The organism is Polaribacter pacificus (genome assembly GCF_038024035.1).
Taxonomy (GTDB): Bacteria; Bacteroidota; Bacteroidia; order Flavobacteriales; family Flavobacteriaceae; genus Polaribacter; species Polaribacter pacificus.
In genome coordinates this window covers 1,870,787-1,890,974 of the sequence record NZ_CP150664.1, presented here as the reverse complement: position 1 = coordinate 1,890,974, position 20,188 = coordinate 1,870,787, and the positions used below count along the sequence as shown (strand labels likewise).

At 35.6% G+C, this 20,188-nt stretch carries 14 protein-coding genes; 5 read left to right on the top strand and 9 right to left on the bottom strand.

Features of this window, described 5'->3' with window-relative positions; genetic code table 11:
- Positions 1-61 precede the first annotated feature (61 nt).
- The 8 genes from WHC90_RS08580 to WHC90_RS08545 form a co-directional block, all read right to left on the bottom strand.
- A complete protein-coding gene (locus WHC90_RS08580; protein ID WP_188598064.1) occupies positions 62-2,551 on the bottom strand; it encodes a S9 family peptidase in 2,490 nt (829 codons plus the stop codon).
- Positions 2,552-2,702: 151 nt separating this feature from the next.
- Complete coding sequence (locus WHC90_RS08575; RefSeq protein ID WP_188598063.1) at positions 2,703-2,996, bottom strand: FoF1 ATP synthase subunit delta/epsilon; 294 nt, start codon at positions 2,994-2,996, stop codon at positions 2,703-2,705.
- Between the two features lie 64 nt (positions 2,997-3,060).
- Positions 3,061-4,572 carry a F0F1 ATP synthase subunit beta gene (atpD, locus tag WHC90_RS08570; protein WP_188598062.1) on the bottom strand — a complete coding sequence of 504 codons (1,512 nt, stop codon included), beginning with the start codon at positions 4,570-4,572 and terminating at the stop codon, positions 3,061-3,063.
- 217 nt (positions 4,573-4,789) lie between these two features.
- Positions 4,790-6,130: an OmpA family protein gene (locus WHC90_RS08565; RefSeq protein ID WP_188598061.1), complete on the bottom strand. Its 1,341-nt coding sequence runs from the start codon at positions 6,128-6,130 to the stop codon at positions 4,790-4,792.
- A 114-nt stretch (positions 6,131-6,244) separates the two neighbouring features.
- Positions 6,245-7,438 carry a glycine C-acetyltransferase gene (gene kbl, locus WHC90_RS08560; protein WP_188598060.1) on the bottom strand — a complete coding sequence of 398 codons (1,194 nt, stop codon included), beginning with the start codon at positions 7,436-7,438 and terminating at the stop codon, positions 6,245-6,247.
- A 57-nt stretch (positions 7,439-7,495) separates the two neighbouring features.
- A complete protein-coding gene (locus WHC90_RS08555) occupies positions 7,496-10,636 on the bottom strand; it encodes a UvrD-helicase domain-containing protein (RefSeq protein ID WP_188598059.1) in 3,141 nt (1,046 codons plus the stop codon).
- Positions 10,637-10,706: 70 nt separating this feature from the next.
- Entirely contained in the window at positions 10,707-11,543 is an 837-nt protein-coding gene (locus WHC90_RS08550; protein ID WP_188598058.1) for a ZIP family metal transporter, read from the bottom strand.
- Positions 11,540-12,196 (bottom strand): metal-dependent transcriptional regulator, encoded by a 657-nt coding sequence (locus WHC90_RS08545; RefSeq protein WP_188598057.1) that lies wholly within the window; start codon positions 12,194-12,196, stop codon positions 11,540-11,542. Before WHC90_RS08545 ends, WHC90_RS08550 begins: the two co-directional genes overlap by 4 nt.
- Before the next feature lie 100 nt (positions 12,197-12,296).
- Here WHC90_RS08545 and WHC90_RS08540 point away from each other — a divergent pair, with 100 nt between their 5' ends.
- From WHC90_RS08540 to WHC90_RS08530, 3 genes are all read left to right on the top strand, one after another.
- Positions 12,297-13,040 carry a transporter gene (locus WHC90_RS08540; protein WP_188598056.1) on the top strand — a complete coding sequence of 248 codons (744 nt, stop codon included), beginning with the start codon at positions 12,297-12,299 and terminating at the stop codon, positions 13,038-13,040.
- 62 nt (positions 13,041-13,102) lie between these two features.
- Positions 13,103-16,432, top strand: a complete 3,330-nt coding sequence (gene mfd, locus WHC90_RS08535) for a transcription-repair coupling factor (RefSeq protein ID WP_188598055.1) — start codon at positions 13,103-13,105, stop codon at positions 16,430-16,432.
- Complete coding sequence (locus WHC90_RS08530) at positions 16,432-17,292, top strand: DMT family transporter (RefSeq protein ID WP_188598054.1); 861 nt, start codon at positions 16,432-16,434, stop codon at positions 17,290-17,292. Before mfd ends, WHC90_RS08530 begins: the two co-directional genes overlap by 1 nt.
- Positions 17,293-17,487: 195 nt before the next feature.
- Here WHC90_RS08530 and dprA read toward each other — a convergent pair whose 3' ends face one another.
- A complete protein-coding gene (gene dprA, locus WHC90_RS08525) occupies positions 17,488-18,591 on the bottom strand; it encodes a DNA-processing protein DprA (protein WP_188598053.1) in 1,104 nt (367 codons plus the stop codon).
- A gap of 96 nt (positions 18,592-18,687) precedes the next feature.
- Here dprA and WHC90_RS08520 point away from each other — a divergent pair, with 96 nt between their 5' ends.
- Together WHC90_RS08520 and WHC90_RS08515 are read left to right on the top strand one after the other, a co-directional pair.
- Positions 18,688-19,593 (top strand): SPOR domain-containing protein, encoded by a 906-nt coding sequence (locus WHC90_RS08520; RefSeq protein WP_188598052.1) that lies wholly within the window; start codon positions 18,688-18,690, stop codon positions 19,591-19,593.
- A gap of 82 nt (positions 19,594-19,675) precedes the next feature.
- On the top strand, positions 19,676-20,188 hold the full coding sequence (locus WHC90_RS08515; protein ID WP_188598051.1) for an acyl-CoA thioesterase: 513 nt from the start codon (positions 19,676-19,678) through the stop codon (positions 20,186-20,188).

Below are 20,188 nucleotides of genomic sequence, written 5' to 3'. Positions count from 1 at the left end.
GTTCAGTCATAAACAAAAAACGCCGAGCTTTGCTCGGCGTTTTTTTATTTGGATAAGTTCCTTATCTGTTTTGAGGAACGTCTCTATTCATCTCTGTAATGTCTACACTTGTCGCTTCTTTCCCTAAGAAATACTTGCTAAAGTGATCTGCACGCAACCAAAAAGAATACTCTGTCATGCTTCCAAAGCCATGACGTTGTCCTGGCATAATCATAAACTTAAACCTCTTGTTAGCTTTGATCAATGCATTTGCCATTCTAATGGTTCCGGCTGGATGTACATTATTATCTACATCACCATGGATTAACATTAGGTGTCCTTTTAAGTTTTCTGCCAAAGTTTGATTTACATCAATCTTATACACATAACTTGATTTTCCTTTTTCATCGATTTCTTCTTTAACTCCGTGATGCGTTTCACTCCACCAGCTGTTGTAAACAGTATTGTCATGGTTCCCTGCAGATGAAACTGCAGCTTTAAAGAAATCTGGATAAACCAACATTGCAGCAGTAGACATAAAACCTCCACCAGAGTGTCCATAGATACCTACTTTAGAAATGTCAATAAACCTGTGTTTGTTTGCCAACTGCTCAGCAACGTATTTTTTATCATCCAACCCATAATCTCTTAGGTTTCCATATCCATAATTATGATACCATTTAGAACGATCTGGGTGACCTCCTCTATTACCAAGGGTAATTACAATAAAACCTACTTGAGCCATTCTATCCAAACGATCCATGCTGTAAGAAAAAGATTTGTTTACAGACTCTGTTTGTGGACCTGGATATACATATTCTAATAAAGGATATGATAAGTTTGGGTTAAAATTAAAAGGCTTGTACATTACTCCATACAAATCTGTAATTCCATCAGCTGCTTTTACTTTAAACGGCTCTGGGAACTTATAGCCTGTTGCGAACAATTGTGTTAGATCTGCTTCTTCTAAGTCCATTACCAATCTTCCATCAGAAGTACGCAACTCAGATTTTGGTACGGTATTTACTCTAGAATAATTACTTACAAAAAACTTGTTAGAATCTGACATACTAGTTCTAGTTGTAAAATTCCCTGGATTTAGGCTTTTCATGCCAGATCCATTTAAGTTGATTTTATACATGTGCTCATAGTAAGGATCTTGACTTTTATCAGCTCCATTTGCAGTAAAATACAAGGTTCTTGATTTTTCATCCAATCCTGCAAAATTAGCAACGTGATAATCACCATCAGTTACCTGATTTTTTAATTTCCCATTGCTGTCATACAAGTAAAAATGTGCCCATCCATCACGTTCTGCCCAATGCAACATTTCTGTTTCATCATTAAATAAGATTAGAGGTCTAGACTCAATATAGGTGTTAAAACGCTCTTCTATTAGCACTTTAGATTTTCCTGTATTTAAATCTGCTACACAAATATCATATTTTTTACGATCTCTACTGATAACACTATAGTAGACTTTGCCTTTTTTAGACAACAATAATGATGGGTTAAAATCATTAGATCTATCTGACAACTTTATTGGTGCTCTAAAAACTGATACACTTTGTTGTTTGGTGGTATCCAATGCAATATTGGTAACCGATTTTGTAGGAATATCAAAAATTAACAATTCTGTCTTGCTAAATTCTGCTTCTCCTGGCATGTGGTATTTATACGTTTCTAAAACTGGTCTTTTGCTACTTACAGAGTTAATAACCCATAAGTCTTTAAGGGCTCTCGAGTCAGTTTTTTGAAAAACAAACTTTTTAGAATCGTGAGACCAAGTTCCCCAAACACCTTTACGCTTATCTTGGTTTTTAATCTTCGTTTCATTGTTTTCACCACGGCTTCCTCCGCCATAGCTATAATCTTCTACGCCATCTTTAGTCCATTGGTGTTCTACGATGGTAGAATCTTTTTCATCTTCTAAAGCTTTTAAGAAATTAGCCTTATCCATCCAAAAAAGATTGTAATTTTTAGAAAACAAAACAATAGAGCTATCTGGAGCAATGTTTGCCCAGCTCTTTCTTTTGCGATCTTCTTTTTCATTGTCAATAATGGTCAAGCTATTGCCTCCAAGCCTATACTCAAGATGGTATATCTTTTTTTCCATCTTTGGTTTTTTGCTTTTGGCTTTCGCATCCTTTTTACCTTTTTTAGCATCGTCTTCTTTTGCAGGTACTTCTTCAGTAGCCGTTACTCTAAAACGGATAGCAGTTTCACTCTCATTAAATTTAAAACTTAAACGAGGTAAATGTTGAGCATCATAAGGATCTTTAGTGATTTCTGTTAACCATTTGGCCATTTTAACATTGTCAAAAAGTGGAGTTCTGGTTTTTTTATCAGCATCAACCAAATAATAATTAGCCCCATCAGAGGTTTTATATTGATACCAAAATCGATTTCCTTTTTTTAACCAGTTAGGAGAGACTGTTGTAGAGTGTACCAACTTTGCAAGATTCTTTGGCGAATATTTAGCCGCAGCTCTGTAGTTTGGTTCTGGTGTCCGTTGTGCAGTAAGTATACTTGTAGCAAAGACAAATACAAATAGCAGGATAAGTTTTTTCATTTGATTTAGTTGTTAGTTTTTATTAGGTATAAAACTATAAAGTTCATCAAAAGAAATTACATAGCAAATTTTAGGGAAGACTTTTAGTACTATTTTAACAAAAAAAATCCCCGTTATTAACGGGGATTTAAATATTTTATAAGAAACTCAATTAATCGGCTAATAAAATGACTTTATTGTCTTTCATTTCTATAGTTCCCGAATTAATTTTCAATGTTAAAATTTTATCATCATCTGCTTTTGGCACAAGAAGCCCACTCAAATCATTTAACTCTAAATGTTCTTGAGTATGCGTGTGAATTTCAACAGTTCCAGTTCTTAAAATAGAAACGATTGGCGCGTGATTGTTCAACATTTGAAAATCTCCATTGACACCAGGAACTGAAATTGAATCAATTTCTGATGAAAATAAAATAGCTTCTGGTGATACGATTTCTAAAAACATATATCTTTTAATTTTTAGTTTTGAGTTTTTAGTTAATTCTGAACTTAAAACTTAAAACTGATTTTTACGCTTCTGCTAACATTTTTTCACCTGCCTCAATTGCATCATCAATTGAACCACGTAAGTTAAATGCTGCTTCAGGATATTTATCCAATTCTCCATCCATAATCATGTTAAATCCTTTGATGGTATCTTTAATATCTACCAATACTCCAGGGATTCCTGTAAACTGCTCTGCAACATGGAAAGGTTGAGATAAGAAACGTTGTACACGTCTTGCTCTGTGAACTGCTAATTTATCTTCTTCAGACAATTCTTCCATACCTAAGATGGCAATAATGTCTTGTAATTCTTTATAACGTTGTAACAATTCTTTTACACGAGTTGCACAGTCATAGTGCTCATCACCTAAAATATCTGCACTTAAAATTCTAGAAGTAGAATCTAAAGGATCTACTGCTGGGTAAATACCCAATTCTGCAATTTTACGAGACAATACGGTTGTTGCATCTAAATGCGCAAAAGTTGTTGCTGGTGCTGGATCTGTTAAATCATCCGCAGGTACATATACTGCTTGTACAGATGTAATTGATCCTTTTTTAGTTGAAGTAATACGTTCTTGCATTGCTCCCATCTCTGTTGCCAAAGTTGGTTGGTATCCTACCGCTGATGGCATACGTCCTAACAAAGCTGATACTTCTGATCCTGCTTGTGTAAAACGGAAGATATTATCTACGAAAAACAATACGTCTTTTCCTTGAGAATCACCTGCTCCATCACGGAAATACTCTGCAATGGTTAATCCTGACAAGGCTACACGAGCACGAGCTCCAGGAGGTTCGTTCATTTGTCCAAAAACAAATGTTGCTTTAGATTCTTTCATTCCTGGTTTATCAACCTTTGATAAATCCCATCCGCCTTCTTCCATAGAATGCATAAAGTCATCACCGTATTTGATAATTCCTGATTCTAACATCTCTCTCAACAAGTCATTTCCTTCACGAGTTCTTTCACCAACTCCTGCAAACACAGATAAACCACCGTGACCTTTTGCGATATTGTTGATCAACTCTTGAATCAATACTGTTTTACCTACACCGGCTCCACCGAATAAACCAATCTTACCTCCTTTAGAGTAAGGCTCGATTAAGTCAATTACTTTAATTCCTGTAAAAAGAACTTCAGTTGAAGTAGATAAATCTTCAAATTTAGGAGCAGAACGGTGAATTGGTAAACCATGATCACCAGTCTTGTCTAAATTCCCTAATCCATCAATAGCATCTCCTGTGACATTAAACAAACGGCCATAAATATCTCCACCTATTGGCATTTGAATTGGACTACCAGTTGCTTTTACTTCTTGTCCTCTTCTTAAACCATCCGTAGCATCCATAGAGATGGTACGTACGGTATCTTCACCGATATGTTGTTGTACTTCTAAAACCAAAATAGAACCATCAGTTTTTACAATTTCTAATGAATCGTAAATTTGAGGAAGTACTCCGTTTTCTGTATTAAATTCCACATCGATTACTGGACCAATAATTTGAGAAACTTTACCTGTTATTGTAGACATTGTCGTATCTAATTAATGTTAGTTATTTTATATTGTGAGTTTTACCTCTCTTTTTCAGGGTGCAAAGGTAAATTATTTAAAGGAACTTTAAAAGCGTTTTACAGTATTTTTTAATCAAAAGTTTAGTTAGATCAAAGAATAAAAAGAGCTTAACAATAGCACATAAAAAAAGCCTCATGTTTCCATGAGGCTTTTTAATATCTCTAAGAGATTGTTATTATTCTACTACTTTAATAACAACTCTTCTGTTCTTAGCTCTTCCTGCGCTTGTTTTGTTATCAGCAATTGGATACATTTCACCGAATCCTTTTGATTCTAAACGACTAGCGTCAACTCCATTTTTCACTAAGTAATCTCTTACAGCTTTAGCTCTTTTGTCAGAAACTTTTAAGTTTACTGCATCAGTACCAGTGCTATCAGTATGACCTTCAATGATGAAGTTAGCTCTTGGGAATTTATTCATCAACTCAACTACTTGGTCTAACTTAGCAGAAACTCCAGTTTTAAAGGTAGTTCTTCCACTGTTAAACAAGATAGATTTAGCGAAATCTTCTAATTCTTTAGCTGCAGCGTCAGTAATTACTGGCTCTGGACAACCGTTGTTAGATGCAACACCTGCTTCATTAGGACAGTTATCATCTTTGTCTAATACTCCGTCTCCGTCAGTATCTGGCCAAGGACATCCACCGTTTGCAACAGGACCTGCTACATTAGGACATTTATCATCTCTATCAACAACTCCGTCACCATCAGAATCTGGACAACCATTGTTAGCTGCAGAACCTTTAGCATCTGGACACATATCATCTTTATCAGCGATACCATCACCATCTGCATCAGGACAACCGTTTAATGAAGCTAAACCAGCAACATTAACACAAGCATCTTCAGAATCTTGTACTCCGTCACCATCAGTATCAGGACAACCATTGAAAGCTGCTAAACCAGCAACATCTGGACAAGCGTCATCTTTATCAACTACACCGTCACCATCAGTATCAACAGCACCAAAACGGTAAACAACTCCTAAAGAGTGTTGGTAATGACTAACTCTGTTTGAACCAAAAGCTTGTTTAAGTCCAGACTGGAAGTTAATACCATAGTTTTCATCTATCCAACTTGTTACTCCCCAACCAGCGTTAACTGTAAGGAATTTATTTCCGTATAAATGAGTCATCCCTGCTCCTGCAAGAATATAAGGATCAAAATACTGAGTAGTAGATCCAAAAACCATTTCTGACAATTTGTTTAAGCTGTACTTTACATTTGCATCAGCTGACAAATAAGTGTTAGAATTCACTTTTGCATAAGACAAAGCCAATTGCGCAGTAAAGTCTTCATTTAAATATCTCTCACCAGTAATTCTTGGAACACCAAATTCCCAATCACCAGTTCCAAAATAATCTTTAAGGACATTACTAATTGAGTTTCCTCCTTTAACATCAACTACAGTAACCCCAGCACTAACTGCCCAAGGATTTGATGCGTCTTGTGCGCTTACGTTGCTAACTGTTACTAACGTAAACAAAGCTATCACAGCTATTTTAAATTGTTTCATTATCAAATTTTTAAATTAAAAGTTCGTTTATTATGTATGCAAAAATAAGTGGTTAAAACTTATATTCAAAGACAAATCTACAAAAACTTCTAGAATCTACAAGTTTTTTTGTTTTTAAATAACTTTTAAGGCTTTCCCTACCTTAGTAAATGCAGCTATTGCCTTGTCTAAATGTTCTTGTGTATGAGAAGCAGATAGTTGTACTCGGATTCTCGCTTTTTCTTTAGGAACAACCGGAAAGAAAAAACCAATCACATAAATACCTTCTTCCAATAATTGATTTGCCATCTCTTGCGACAACTTTGCATCGTAAAGCATTACTGGAACTATGGCTGCATCAGCCCCAACCAAATCAAAACCAGCCTTTTCCATCCCTGTTCTAAAATAATTAGTGTTCCACTCTAAACGATCTCTAAAACTAGTGTCATTTGCAATTAGATCAAAAACCTTTAAACTGGCTCCAACAATTGCAGGAGCTAATGAGTTAGAAAATAAATAAGGTCTAGATCGTTGACGAAGCAAAGCGATAATTTCTTTTTTTCCAGTAGTATAACCTCCCATTGCGCCTCCAAGAGCTTTCCCAAAAGTACCTGTTACAATATCTACACGGCCCATCACATTTTTAAGTTCTAAAGTCCCTCTTCCTGTTTTACCGATAAAACCAGCAGCATGACATTCATCCACCATAACCAAAGCATCGTATTTATCTGCCAAATCACAAATCTCATCTAGCTTGGCAACAATACCATCCATTGAGAACACACCATCGGTTACAATAATTTTAAACCTGTGGTTTTGTTTATTTGCTTCAATCAGTTGATCTTCTAAAGATTTCATATCATTATTATCATAACGATAACGAGCTGCTTTACACAAACGAACCCCATCAATAATAGATGCGTGGTTTAAACTATCAGAAATAATAGCGTCCTGGGCAGTTAATAAAGGTTCAAAAACACCTCCATTGGCATCAAATGCTGCTGCATATAAAATGGTATCTTCTGTTTGATAAAAATCAGCAACTGTTTTTTCAAGTTGTTTGTGTATATCTTGAGTTCCGCAAATAAAACGAACTGAAGACATTCCAAACCCATGCGTATCCATAGTATCTTTTGCGGCTTGTATGACCTCAGGGTTGTTTGATAAACCCAAATAGTTGTTGGCGCAAAAATTGATAACCTCTTCTCCAGTTGAAATTTTTATGACCGCGTCTTGTGATGAAGTTATGATACGCTCTGATTTGTACAAACCTGCGTCTTTAATATCTTGTAATTCTTGTTCGAGTACTTGTTGTATTTTTCCGTACATAGTAAATATGATGTTGTAATTTTGCTGTAAAAATAGCAAAACTTTTAAAGAAGCAATCTAGAATTCCTCGACTAAAATTTCACTGTCAATATATACGAGTACTTTTTTAAGTGTTTTTAAATTCATCGAGGAAAGTACCTTTTCATACCTAAGCAGTTGTTGTTGATGTTGCTTTTCTGGTTTTCCTGTCTTATAATCTAGCAAAACCACTTCGTTTTTTGAAAGAAAAACCAACCTGTCTGGAATAATAATTTGACCGTCTGTATCTACAATCTCTCGTTCATTGTATACAGAGACCTCTGCTGAATAATATTTTTTTAAAAGTGAATGATTGACAATCTGAAGCACCTGGTTTTTAACCAACCTTTCATTTTGTTGATCTAACAACCCTTGCTGCTTATACACTTGCAAAACAGCATCTACATCATTATGCGTTTTAATTTTAGATAAAAGCTCATGAATAAGATTTCCGTATGCAATAGCCTTTCCTTGTACTGTATCCCAAAGAATCGATGAACTCGCCAAAATAGTGATGGGCAATTCTGCGATTGAATTGCTAATAAATCGCTTTTGAATCTGAGTTTTAATTTTTGTTTTCTCTACAGTACTAAGTCGATTGGCTTGTCCAAAATCATAATGCAATTTATCTTCAGACCAGTGCCCTGTTTCTTGCAAGTAATTAATAAGCAAGCCTGCCGAGGACCTAAGTTTTACTTCGCCTTTGCTAGCTGTTTTTTTATTGGCAACTATATACAACTGCTCAATAGGTCTGGTAAAAGCAACATACATCAGGTTAAAATTATCCAACTCCAGTAAGGTTTGCTGCTCTTGATAAATAGCAGCCCCTTCGTTGTTAATGTCTTGAATGTCTTTTGAGGCAGAAATAAGTAATTCATCAAAACCTTCAAAATTTTCTCCTGGTAAGTTTTGTAGCCAAGCTTTTGGTTCTTTCTGAAAATAGATATCAATATCATAGGGAAAAATCACAATCGGAAACTCTAATCCTTTGGCTTTGTGAATGGTCATAATTTGCACGGCGGCTTCATCAGAAGGTGCAACAATACTTAAACTATCTTTTTTGAGTTCCCAAAAATTTAAAAACTCTTGTACACTACTTCTTTTTTGCTGCTGTTCAAAAACAACATCTAAAAAGAATTGTAAATAGGCATCAGAACTCGGTGCCAATTGAAAGCTTCGAATAAGCATCTCTATCTTTTCGTATAAAGAACTTTGTTGAAAAACCACAAAATCAAATAGGCAACCCAAGTCATTTAATTTAGCAAAGAAACTAGCATTTTCTTCATGGACCAAGTCTGCATAAAACAGCGTTGGATCTGTATTTAGTTGAAGGTTTTTATGGAGAAAATAGAGGGCTTTTAATTTTGCAGATTGATCATTTGGGTGCTCAACAATCTGCAAGAGGTCAATCAAAAAATTAACTTTAGTACTGTTTGCTAACAACAGCGTTTCTGAAGAAACAATCCGGACATCTTTTTCTGAAAGATAATTGGCTACAGTGATGGCATTTTTTTTATTTCGAACCAATACACAGATTGAATTTCTAGAAAATGAAGGATCAATAGTTAAAATAATCTCGTGAACTCTTTTCGCGAATTTTAAATCGTCTTCTTCTTTATCTTCTTCAGTTTCTAAGAAATCAATGGAAACATAACCTCCTTTTTTGTCGGTGGTTTTTTGTTTATTTCCATCCAAAAATAAATGTTGGTAAGAGGGTTCTTGAAGATACTGAGCCACATGTTGAAAAAACTCATTGGTAAAATCAATAATTTGGCTATAACTTCTGCGATTGGTATCTAGTTTTTCAACGGTTTTTGGCACCTGAAACGGGTTGGCTGCATTTGAATTTTGCTCACTACCCAAGGCTATAAATTGCTCAGCCCTTCCTCCTCTCCATCGGTAGATTGCTTGTTTTCCATCGCCTACCAACAACAGGCTTCCACTTTCCTGCGCCAAGCTATTGTGTATTAACGGAATTAAGTTTGTCCATTGCAACACCGAGGTATCTTGCATCTCATCCAAAAAATAATTGCTAAACTTTTGACCAATTCTCTCATAAATAAAAGGCGCTGGTTCGTCGGCAATTGCATCAGAGATTAATTGATTAAACTCCGCGTTTAATCGAATATTATTGTCTTCTTTAATTTGAGAAAGTTCAGAGTTAATTTTAGAAACAACGGCTAGTGGAATCAGGTTTTTTAAAATTAATGCATTGAGTGTATAGAGTCTATAGAGTTCTTCAGACTGTTTATACAACTCTAAAAGTTCTGGCAAAATAAACTCAATGCTCGAAATACTCTCTGCGGATGTCTTTTTGCTGTAAAAAAGTTCTTCCTCAATTCTTTTTTTAAGCGATCCATTATTAAAAAACGCAGCACTTTTAATAGAGGTCCTTAATTTTACAAAGTGTTTTGGTAATAAAGAATAATAAAAATCATTGTGTTTTAAGGCTTGTCCATCAATAAGAGCAAGTCCTTTTTCTCCAAGCTCTTTGGCTTGCTGTTCAATATTTTTTTGCTGTTGTTTAAGTTTTGTTTTTAGTTCTAAAAAATCCTCTAGTGTGGTGCTTGATAATCTTTTAAAATGTTTGGCTTCATCTTCGTTTAAAAGCAATTTGGCAAAACTATTTAAATCTTTTACGATGTCCCAAGATTTATCGTCTGCTGCTTTGTCTATGGAGAAATCTATAAGAACCTTGGTAAGACTTGCGTCTACACCTATTTTAGAAATTAAGACATCAACCGCTTTGCTTAAAAGTGTAGTTGCATCCATTTCTACTTCAAAATTGAGGTTTAATCCCAAATCAAAAGCAAAGGATTTGATAATTTTATGGGTAAAGCTATCAATAGTAGTAATGTAAAAAGCCGAATAATTTTGGAGTATGGCTTTTAAAATAATTGTTGCTCGCTTGGTTGCTATTTTCTGATCTAGGGAAGTTTCTAGAAGTATGATTTTTAGAATATCTGTGGCCTCTCCTTCTGAAATAGCTTGTAAGTTTTCTAACACCCGCTCTTTCATTTCGGCAGCAGCCTTATTGGTAAAGGTGATTGCCAAAATCTTCTGAAAAGCATAAACATCCTCTGTTTGCAGTAGGATTTTTAAGTATTCTTTTACCAAAGTAAAAGTCTTTCCGCTACCTGCGGAGGCATTATAAACTTGAAAGGTTGAAACTGAATTCACAGGTTATTTTTCCTGCAAAATACAAAAAAGCCAAACAATTTTGTTTGGCTTTGGTCTTTCTTTTTTGATCTTAGCCTAAACCAACATCTAAGGACATCATGACGATAAACCCTCCTATAAAACCTAAGGTGGCAATATCTGTATATTTATCTTGTTGTGTTTCTGGAATTACTTCTTCTACCACCACAAAAATCATCGCACCTGCTGCAAAAGCTAAAGCATATGGTAAAATTGGTGTAAAAAATGAAACAGCGACTGCACCTAAAACAGCAGCAACAGGTTCAACAATCGCGGAGAGCTGTCCATACCAAAAACTCTTAAATCGACTTACACCCTGTCTTCTCAAAGGCATCGCAACAGCAAATCCTTCTGGAAAATTTTGAATCCCAATACCAATGGCTAAAGAAATGGCAGCAATGATCATTTCTGTTTGTTCTACACCTACTAAAGTTGATGCAGCACCAAACAAAACCCCGACAGCCAAACCTTCTGGAATGTTGTGAAGGGTAATTGCCAATACCAATAAGGTAGTTTTATGCCAGCCTGTTTTAACACCCTCTGCTTCGCTTTCTTTAAAGTTAATATGAAGGTGGGGTAAAATTTTATCCATCCCAAAAAGTGCCAAAGCTCCTAGAGCAAATCCAATGGCAGATGGCAATACTTTTACAAATCCTTCTCCAGGGCTATTGTCGATAGCGGGAGCCAATAAACTCCAAAAACTGGCAGCGACCATTACGCCTCCTGTAAAACCAAGCATGCCATCTAAGACAGCTCTATTCATTTTCTTAAAGAAAAACACCAATGCCGCTCCTAATGCGGTTAAGCCCCAAGTAAATAAAGAGGCATATAAGGCTGCCCAGATTGGGTTTTCTTTTGCAAATGCAACTATTTGATCAAATGTGCTCATTGTTTTTGTACGTATAAATTGTTTGCTATTTTATTTGAAATTGAAAGTGCTCTACTTCCAATTTCTATGGTTAGAGAGCCGTCAAAAGGCTCCTTATTAAGTACAGTAATCACTTGGCCCAAGGCTATCTCTTGCTTATCCAAAAATTGCAAAAACTCAGAAGAAGAATCATTAACTCCTACACAAAGTCCTTTTTCATTTTTGCTTAAAGACGCTAATAAACACTTCTCTATTTGAGGAAGGTTTCCATTGACGTCTGGAATAGGATCTCCATGTGGATCACTTTTTGGAAAACCTAAAAAAGCATCGAGTTCTGCGATTAGTTTTTTAGATCTAATATGTTCTAGCTGCTCTGCTACATCGTGTACTTCATCCCAAGAAAAATTTAATTTCTCCACTAAAAAAACTTCCCAAAGTCGATGTTTTCTAATAATATTAGCAGCTGTTTTAGTCCCTAGATCAGTCAATTTAACGCCTTGATATTTTTGATAAATCAGCACTTTTTTATCCGCCAACTTTTGAATCATATCAGTAACAGAAGACGCTTTAGTTTCTAATTTTTTAGCAATCGCATTGGTGCTAATCCCTTTTTTGGATAGCAAGCCTAAATGATAAATGCTTTTTAAATAATTTTCTTCAGCTTGGGTAAACATACTTGTATTTAGTTTCGGCAAATATACAATTTATTATTATATAAATAAATTTTTAGACAAACCTAAAAATTTATTTATATTTGACAAAATTTAAACTATCATGCACAAATTACATCCTGTCTTTTTTTTTAGTATGCTTTTAATTCCAAGTCTTATTCTTGGACAAACAATTAGTACTGATCGACCAGATCAGACTGAAGGAGCCTCTTTGGTTGCTTTAAGTAGTTTACAATTTGAAAGTGGATTTGTGTATGGCTCTTTTGATAAAGACGGGTTAGATTCTCAAAACCTGATTGCTCCTTCGATATTAGTTCGTTATGGACTAACTAACAAATTTGAAATACGCTTATTTCAAGAGTTTGAATCCCAAAAAAATGAATTGCAGAGTAAAGTTATAAACGGTTTTAAAAACTTGCAAATAGGTTTTAAATTTCAATTATTTCAAAAAAACAATACAGAAGCTGCTTTTATTTCACATCTAATAGTGCCTTTGGGTTTTAATCTAATTGACCCTGCCTTTTTTGGATCAATAAATAAGTTTGCTGTTGCCCATCGCTTAAGTGATCGTTTTAATCTCGGTTATAATATCGGCTATGATTATGAGGGTAACAACTCTTCTAAAGGAACGTATGCTGTAGCTTTGGCTATTAAAATAACCCAACAGTTGAACTTCTATCTTGAGCCTTATGGTGAATGGGAATCCTTAAAGAAATTTAAAAATAGTTTTGATACCGGTTTTACCTATTTGGTTAACAATACCATGCAATTTGATGTGTCTTATGGATTTGGCATCAACCACAACATGCAGTATCTATCTACTGGTTTTAGCTTGAATCTAGAGTAGAATTGAAAAAAAGGAAGCCAATATTTACAAATAGATAGTACCTTTACACAAATTTTGTATCCTTGAGTAAACAGATTCTTGTAAATCACTACAAAAAATCTGCTAAAACAAAGCAGATTTTAGAAGCCTTACAACACGATAAAAACCATTTTCAGATTTCGAATTTGGTAGGATCGTCGTTGTCTTTTGTTATTTCTGAAACATTTAAAGAGGCAGAAAAACCCTACTTAATCATCCTTAACGATAAAGAAGAAGCCGCCTATTATTTAAACGATTTTGAACAATTATTGGGTGATCAAAACGTACTTTTCTATCCTGGTTCGTACAGAAGACCTTATCAGATAGAAGAGGTAGACAACGCAAACGTCTTACTGCGTTCTGAGGTTTTAAATAGAATCAATTCTAGAAAAAAGCCCGCGGTAATAATTAGTTATCCTGAAGCGCTTTTTGAAAAAGTTGTCACCAAAAAAGAACTGGAAAAAAACACCTTAAAAGTGGCTGTTGGCAATCAGCTTTCTTTAGATTTTGTTAATGAGGTCTTATTTGAATATCATTTTAAGCGGGTTGACTTTGTTACCGAGCCCGGTGATTTTTCTGTAAGAGGTGGAATCATTGATGTTTTTTCGTTTTCGAATGATGAACCATATAGGATTGAATTCTTTGGCGATGAAATAGACAGTATTAGAAGTTTTGATGTAGAGACACAGCTGTCAAAAGAGACCTTAAAAAAGGTCCAAATTATGCCCAATGTAGAAAACAAAATGCTTCAAGAAAATCGAGAAAGCTTTTTACAATATATTTCTTCTAAGACGGTTGTTTTTGCTCAAAATATTGAGATGATTTCAGGTAGCTTAGACACACTTTACGAAAAAGCCCAAACTGCTTTTAAGTTGATCAACTCTGAGCTCAAACACGCTAGCCCAGAAGAACTGTTTTGCAATGGACAGCTAATTAAAGCGCAGTTAAATGAATTTACGCTAGGTCATTTTACTACAACATCAACTGCTGCATCAACAGTTTCATTTAACATGCAGGCTCAACCAAGTTTTAACAAACAATTTGACCTACTAATAGAGAACCTCAATTCTTATGGAAACAAAGGCTATGAAAATTATATTTTCTGTGCTAATGAACAGCAAGCTCAACGTTTTCATGATATTTTTGACGATGCAGAACAAGAGGTAGCCTACCAAACCATCGTCATGTCCTTACATCAAGGCTTTATTGATGAAGATGAAAAAATACTCTGCTATACAGATCATCAAATTTTTGAACGCTATCATAAGTTTCGCCTAAAAAATGGATACGCTAAAAAGCAATCTATCAGCTTAAAAGAGTTAAATAATTTAGAAATTGGCGATTATGTAACCCATATGGACCATGGAATTGGAAAATTTGGTGGCCTGCAAAAAATTGATGTAGATGGCAACAAACAAGAGGCCATTAAACTCATCTATGGCGATCGAGATATCCTGTATATCAGCATCCATTCTCTACATAAGATATCCAAGTTTAACGGCAAAGACGGCAAGGCCCCTAAAGTGTATAAATTGGGTTCTGGAGCTTGGAAAAAAATCAAACAAAAAACCAAAGCACGCGTAAAACACATTGCCTTTAACCTTATTAAACTCTACGCAAAAAGACGTCTAGAAAAAGGATTCCAGTTTGCAGAAGATAGCCATATGCAGCATGAGCTAGAAGCTAGCTTTATCTACGAAGATACTCCTGATCAGTATTCGGCCACTCAGGATGTAAAAGCAGACATGGAAAAAGAGCAGCCTATGGATCGATTGGTTTGTGGTGATGTTGGTTTTGGAAAAACAGAAGTTGCTATCAGAGCTGCATTTAAAGCTGTGGACAACGGAAAGCAAGTGGCAATTTTAGTGCCGACTACCATTCTGGCTTATCAGCATTTTAGAACATTCTCTGAACGTTTAAAAGGCTTTCCTGTCACCATAGATTACCTCAACAGGTTTCGAACAGCCAATCAAAAAACAGGGGTGATTAATGGTGTAGCTGATGGAAGTGTTGACATCGTTATTGGAACCCATCAATTAACCAATCAGCGGGTACAATTTAAAGATTTGGGCTTGTTAATTATTGATGAAGAACAAAAATTTGGTGTTGCAGTTAAAGACAAATTAAAAACTCTCAAAGAAAATGTAGATACCCTAACACTAACCGCAACGCCTATTCCGAGAACGCTGCAATTTAGCTTGATGGCTGCAAGAGATTTATCGGTAATAACCACGCCGCCACCAAACCGTCATCCAATAGAAACGAATGTTATTCGCTTTAGTGAAGAAAGCATTCGAGATGCCGTTTCGTACGAAATATCTCGTGGAGGGCAGGTGTTTTTTATTCACAATAGAATAGAAAATATTAAAGAAGTTGCAGGACTTTTACAACGTCTTTTGCCGTCTGCCAAGATTGGAATTGGTCATGGGCAAATGGAAGGGAAAAAACTTGAAGCATTGATGCTGGCTTTTATGAATAATGAATTTGATGTGTTGGTTTCTACCACCATTATAGAAAGTGGTTTGGATGTGCCAAATGCCAACACCATTTTTGTAAACAATGCCAACAATTTTGGACTTTCTGATCTGCATCAGATGCGTGGCCGCGTTGGTAGATCAAACAAAAAAGCCTTTTGTTATTTTATTACCCCGCCTTATCATATGATGACCGATGATGCCAGAAAACGAATCACAGCCTTAGAGCTGTTTTCTGATTTAGGATCTGGGATCAATATCGCCATGAAAGATTTAGAAATTCGTGGAGCAGGAGATTTACTAGGAGGAGAACAAAGTGGTTTTATCAATGATATCGGTTTTGATACCTATCAAAAAATCTTACAAGAAGCCATTGAAGAATTGAAAGAAAATGAGTTTAAAGAACTCTATCCTCAAGATCAATCAAAACCAAAAGAGTTTGTCAAAGAAGTACAGATTGATACTGACTTTGAAATTCTTTTTCCAGATGATTATGTAAATTCTATAACAGAACGTTTAAATTTATACAATAAACTAGGCCAGTTAACAAACGAAAAAGAACTGCTTGTTTTTGAGTCAGAAATTAAAGATCGCTTTGGAGAACTTCCAAAAGAAGTTGGCGCCTTACTAGACAGTGTTCGCATCAAATGGTTGGCAAAAGAACTGGGTCTAGAAAAAATCATCCTCAAGAAAAAACGTTTAGTTGGGTACTTTGTATCCAATCAGCAAAGTGATTTTTATCAAACGGATGCTTTTGGAAAAATGCTTAAATACGTACAACAAAATGGCAAAAGCTGTGTAATGAAAGAAAAAGAAACCAAAAGTGGTTTGCGCTTATTGGTGACCTTTATCCATATTGATTCCGTTGGAAAAGCCTTGTCTGTATTGAAATCTATTTGATGGAAAAAAGTCATGGAAAACACATCTCTGAAGTTTTAATTGCCACACTTTTTATAAGTACTTCTGGGGTTTTAGGAAAATACATTGCTATTCCACCTCCAGTTTTAGTGTGGTGGAGGGCTTTTATTGCCCTGTTTTTTCTGTGGATGTATTGCAGGATAAAAAAGATTGATTTACGCATTCAATCAAAAAAAGATTACCTTCCATTTGTCCTAAGTGCCGCCTGTATGGCTGCACATTGGATTAGCTATTTTTATGCTTTAAAACTATCAAACGTGGCTTTGGGAATGCTTTCCTTATACACCTTTCCTGTGATTACGGCCTTGTTAGAGCCCTTTTTTATGAAAACCAAACTAAACCCAATTCATCTTGTGTTAGGAGCAGTGGTGTTGATTGGAGTATACATATTAGCGCCTGATTTTAGCTTAGAAAACAACCATCTAAAAGGAATTTTAATAGGCATACTCTCTGCGTTGTTTTATGCGGTACGGATTTTAATTTTAAAGCAACATGTTGCTAAGTATCACGGATCTATGCTGATGTTTTACCAACTTTGTATTGTCGCTGTGCTTTTAACTCCTTTCTTGTTTTTTATGGATGTTTCTGGCATTCAAACCCAGTACCCATATGTCTTACTACTGGCATTGCTAACCACGGCTATCGGGCATACATTAATGGTACTTTCTTTGCGTTATTTCTCGGTTTCTACAGCGAGTATATTGAGCAGTATTCAACCTGTTTTTGGAATCTTTTTGGCTTTTCTTTTTTTAAATGAGGTTCCTACGTTAAATACTTTTTTTGGAGGCTTTTTGATCTTGACCACCGTCGTCATTGAAAGTGTACGGTCTAAGAAGAAGTAGTCTTTTTATTTTGATGTATCTTTTATTTAATCTCTGTGGAGCCTCAATTCTTCCTATCTGCAGACAGCTGCTCATGGATGACATTCTACTCTTTGATATTACTATTATTGTTTTTGCTTTTTTTCCATCAAAAATGCACGTGGCTTGTCATTCCCAACTTGATTGGGAATCCATTTTGGATTCAACAAAAGGGTATTAAACAGCCTCAAATAATTTTCCAGGCAAAGGACGTACAAGTCCTTTCATCTCTAGTTGAAAGAGCAAACTCGCCAAGACAGGAAGTCTAATTTGACAATCAAGCGCAATCACATCCAACAATTGTTTACCCTCTTTTAGCAAATAATCATAGACTTTTTGCTCGGTGTCATCAAGCGTAACAAAAAGCTGTTTTTGGATGGCTGGTTTTGCCTTTACCGACTGATCCCAGTTTAATAATTTTGCGATATCATCTGCGCAGGTAACGAGTGCCGCTTTGTGGTTTTTTATAAGCTGATTACAGCCTTTACTAAAAGCGTCTGAGGTTCTCCCAGGTACTGCAAAAACGTCTCTACTGTATGAGTTGGCCAAATCTGCAGTGATTAAAGAACCTCCTTTCTCAGAAGACTCAATAACCAAAGTAGCTTGTGAGATCCCGGCTACAATTCTGTTTCGCTGGATAAAATGTTCTCGTAAAGGAGGGTCCTCATGCCAAAATTCTGTAATGAATCCGCCGTTTTCTTGCACCTGATGCATGTACTTTTTATGAACCTTAGGGTATATTTCTTCAAAGCCATGTGCTAAGACCGCTATGGTTTGTAACTTGTTTTCTATAGCAGCTGTATGAGCACAAATATCTACTCCATAGGCAAAACCACTAACAACTATTGGGTTATGAATAGCCAAACCATCAATAAGCTCTTTGCAGATAGCTCTCCCATAAGAAGTCATTTTTCTGGTCCCGACAATGCTAATAATTTTTGGATTGCTAAAATTGAGATTCCCTTCTTTAAAAAACAGAATTGGAGAGTCTATACACTGAGCCAAATTTCTAGGATAATCTGGGTCTAAAAAATACACCGTATCAATAGCGTTTTTTTCTATGTACTCAAGTTCTTTAATTGCTTTAGCCTTGGTTTCAGGATCCTTAAGTTGTAGTAACGGACGAAGACCAATCCCTTCTATTTTTGCTAAATTCTTTGTTTTCTCTTCAAAAATTTGCTCCACACTCCCGGTCGCTCGGATGAGTTTTTTAGCTTGAATTGGGCCCACAGATACCGTCTTTTGTAGCCGCAAGGCTGCAAGTAGTTTTTCTTTTTTCAACACATAACAATTTGGAATTCAATATACAACAATTTTTTGTTGATAAGTTTTGGCTTTAGGGATTCTTTTTTGCAAAAAAATACTAACTTTGTTTATATGATTTTAGCCAACTACATCAGTGATTTATTATACCGATACGATTGTGTTATTGTGCCTAATTTTGGTGGTTTTGTAACCAATGCTGTCTCGGCAAAATTGAATGCTTTTTCGCATACATTTTATCCGCCTAGCAAACAAATCACCTTTAATGCACATCTAAAAAACAATGATGGCTTGTTGGCAAATCACATTGCAGTATCAGAACAAATTTCTTTTGATAAGGCAACTGAGTTAATTGCAAACAGCGTTTTAGATTGGCAAAAACAACTAAAAAATTCAGGTGTAGAGTTGGCAACTATTGGACAGCTAACTTTAAACAAAGAACAACAATTAGTTTTTGAGCCTACGCCAAGCACCAATTATTTGACCAGTTCTTTTGGTTTAGAAAGCGTGAGTTCTCCATCTATCAAACGTGCAGAATATCAAGAGCAAGCAACAAAGTTGATGGCTGTAAAAACAGCTAAGAAATCTTCTTCTTTTTTTAAGTATGCCGCTACCGCTGCAGTTGTGCTTACTTTAGGTGCTTTTGGTTGGAATGGCTATCAAGTCAATCAACAAAAAGAGATGGCTGCTCAACAACAAAAAGAAGTAGAAAACAAAATTCAATCGGCAACTTTTGTTATTGATACTCCTTTGCCAACTATTAATTTGACTTTAGAAACAGCGGCTCCAAAAAACTTTCACATTATCGCAGGTGCTTTTCAATTTCCAGAAAATGCGGCTCAAAAACTAAGTGAATTAAAAAAAGCAGGGTTTGATGCTCAGATTATCGGAAAAAATAAATGGGGCCTAATTCAGGTTACTTTTAAAAGTCTCTCAACTAGAAAAGAAGCTGAAAAAGAATTAGCAAGCTTAAAAAAGAGCCACTCAGAAGACGCTTGGCTTCTAATCAAAAAATTATAATCCTTTAGCTAAAAATTTAAAATGAACCCATCATCTCGTTGGGTTTCTATATCTTTGCATCCAATTATAAAAGCCTTTTTTGATGAACGCAAAAACACCTTCACAATCATTAACCATACTAACAGATATGGTTTTACCAGGAGAAACCAACCCTTTAAACAACCTGTTTGGTGGTGAGCTTTTGGCTAGAATGGATAGAGCTTGTAGCATTGCTGCACGACGTCATTCTCGTAGAATTGTGGTTACAGCATCCGTTAATCATGTTTCATTTACAAAGGCAGTTCCTGTAGGAAGTGTTGTTACTGTTGAGGCAAAGGTGTCACGTGCCTTTAAATCATCTATGGAAGTATATGTTGATGTTTGGATAGAAGACAGAGAATCTGGAGAAAGAGCTCGTGCCAACGAAGGAATCTACACCTTTGTGGCAGTGGATGAAACAGGAAGCCCTGTACCGATTCCTCAGATCATTCCAGAAACTGAATTAGAGAAAAATCGTTTTGATGGAGCGCTTCGTAGAAAACAACTGAGTTTAATTTTATCAGGAAAAATGAAGCCTGAAGATGCAACAGAGCTAAAAGCCTTATTTAACAACTAA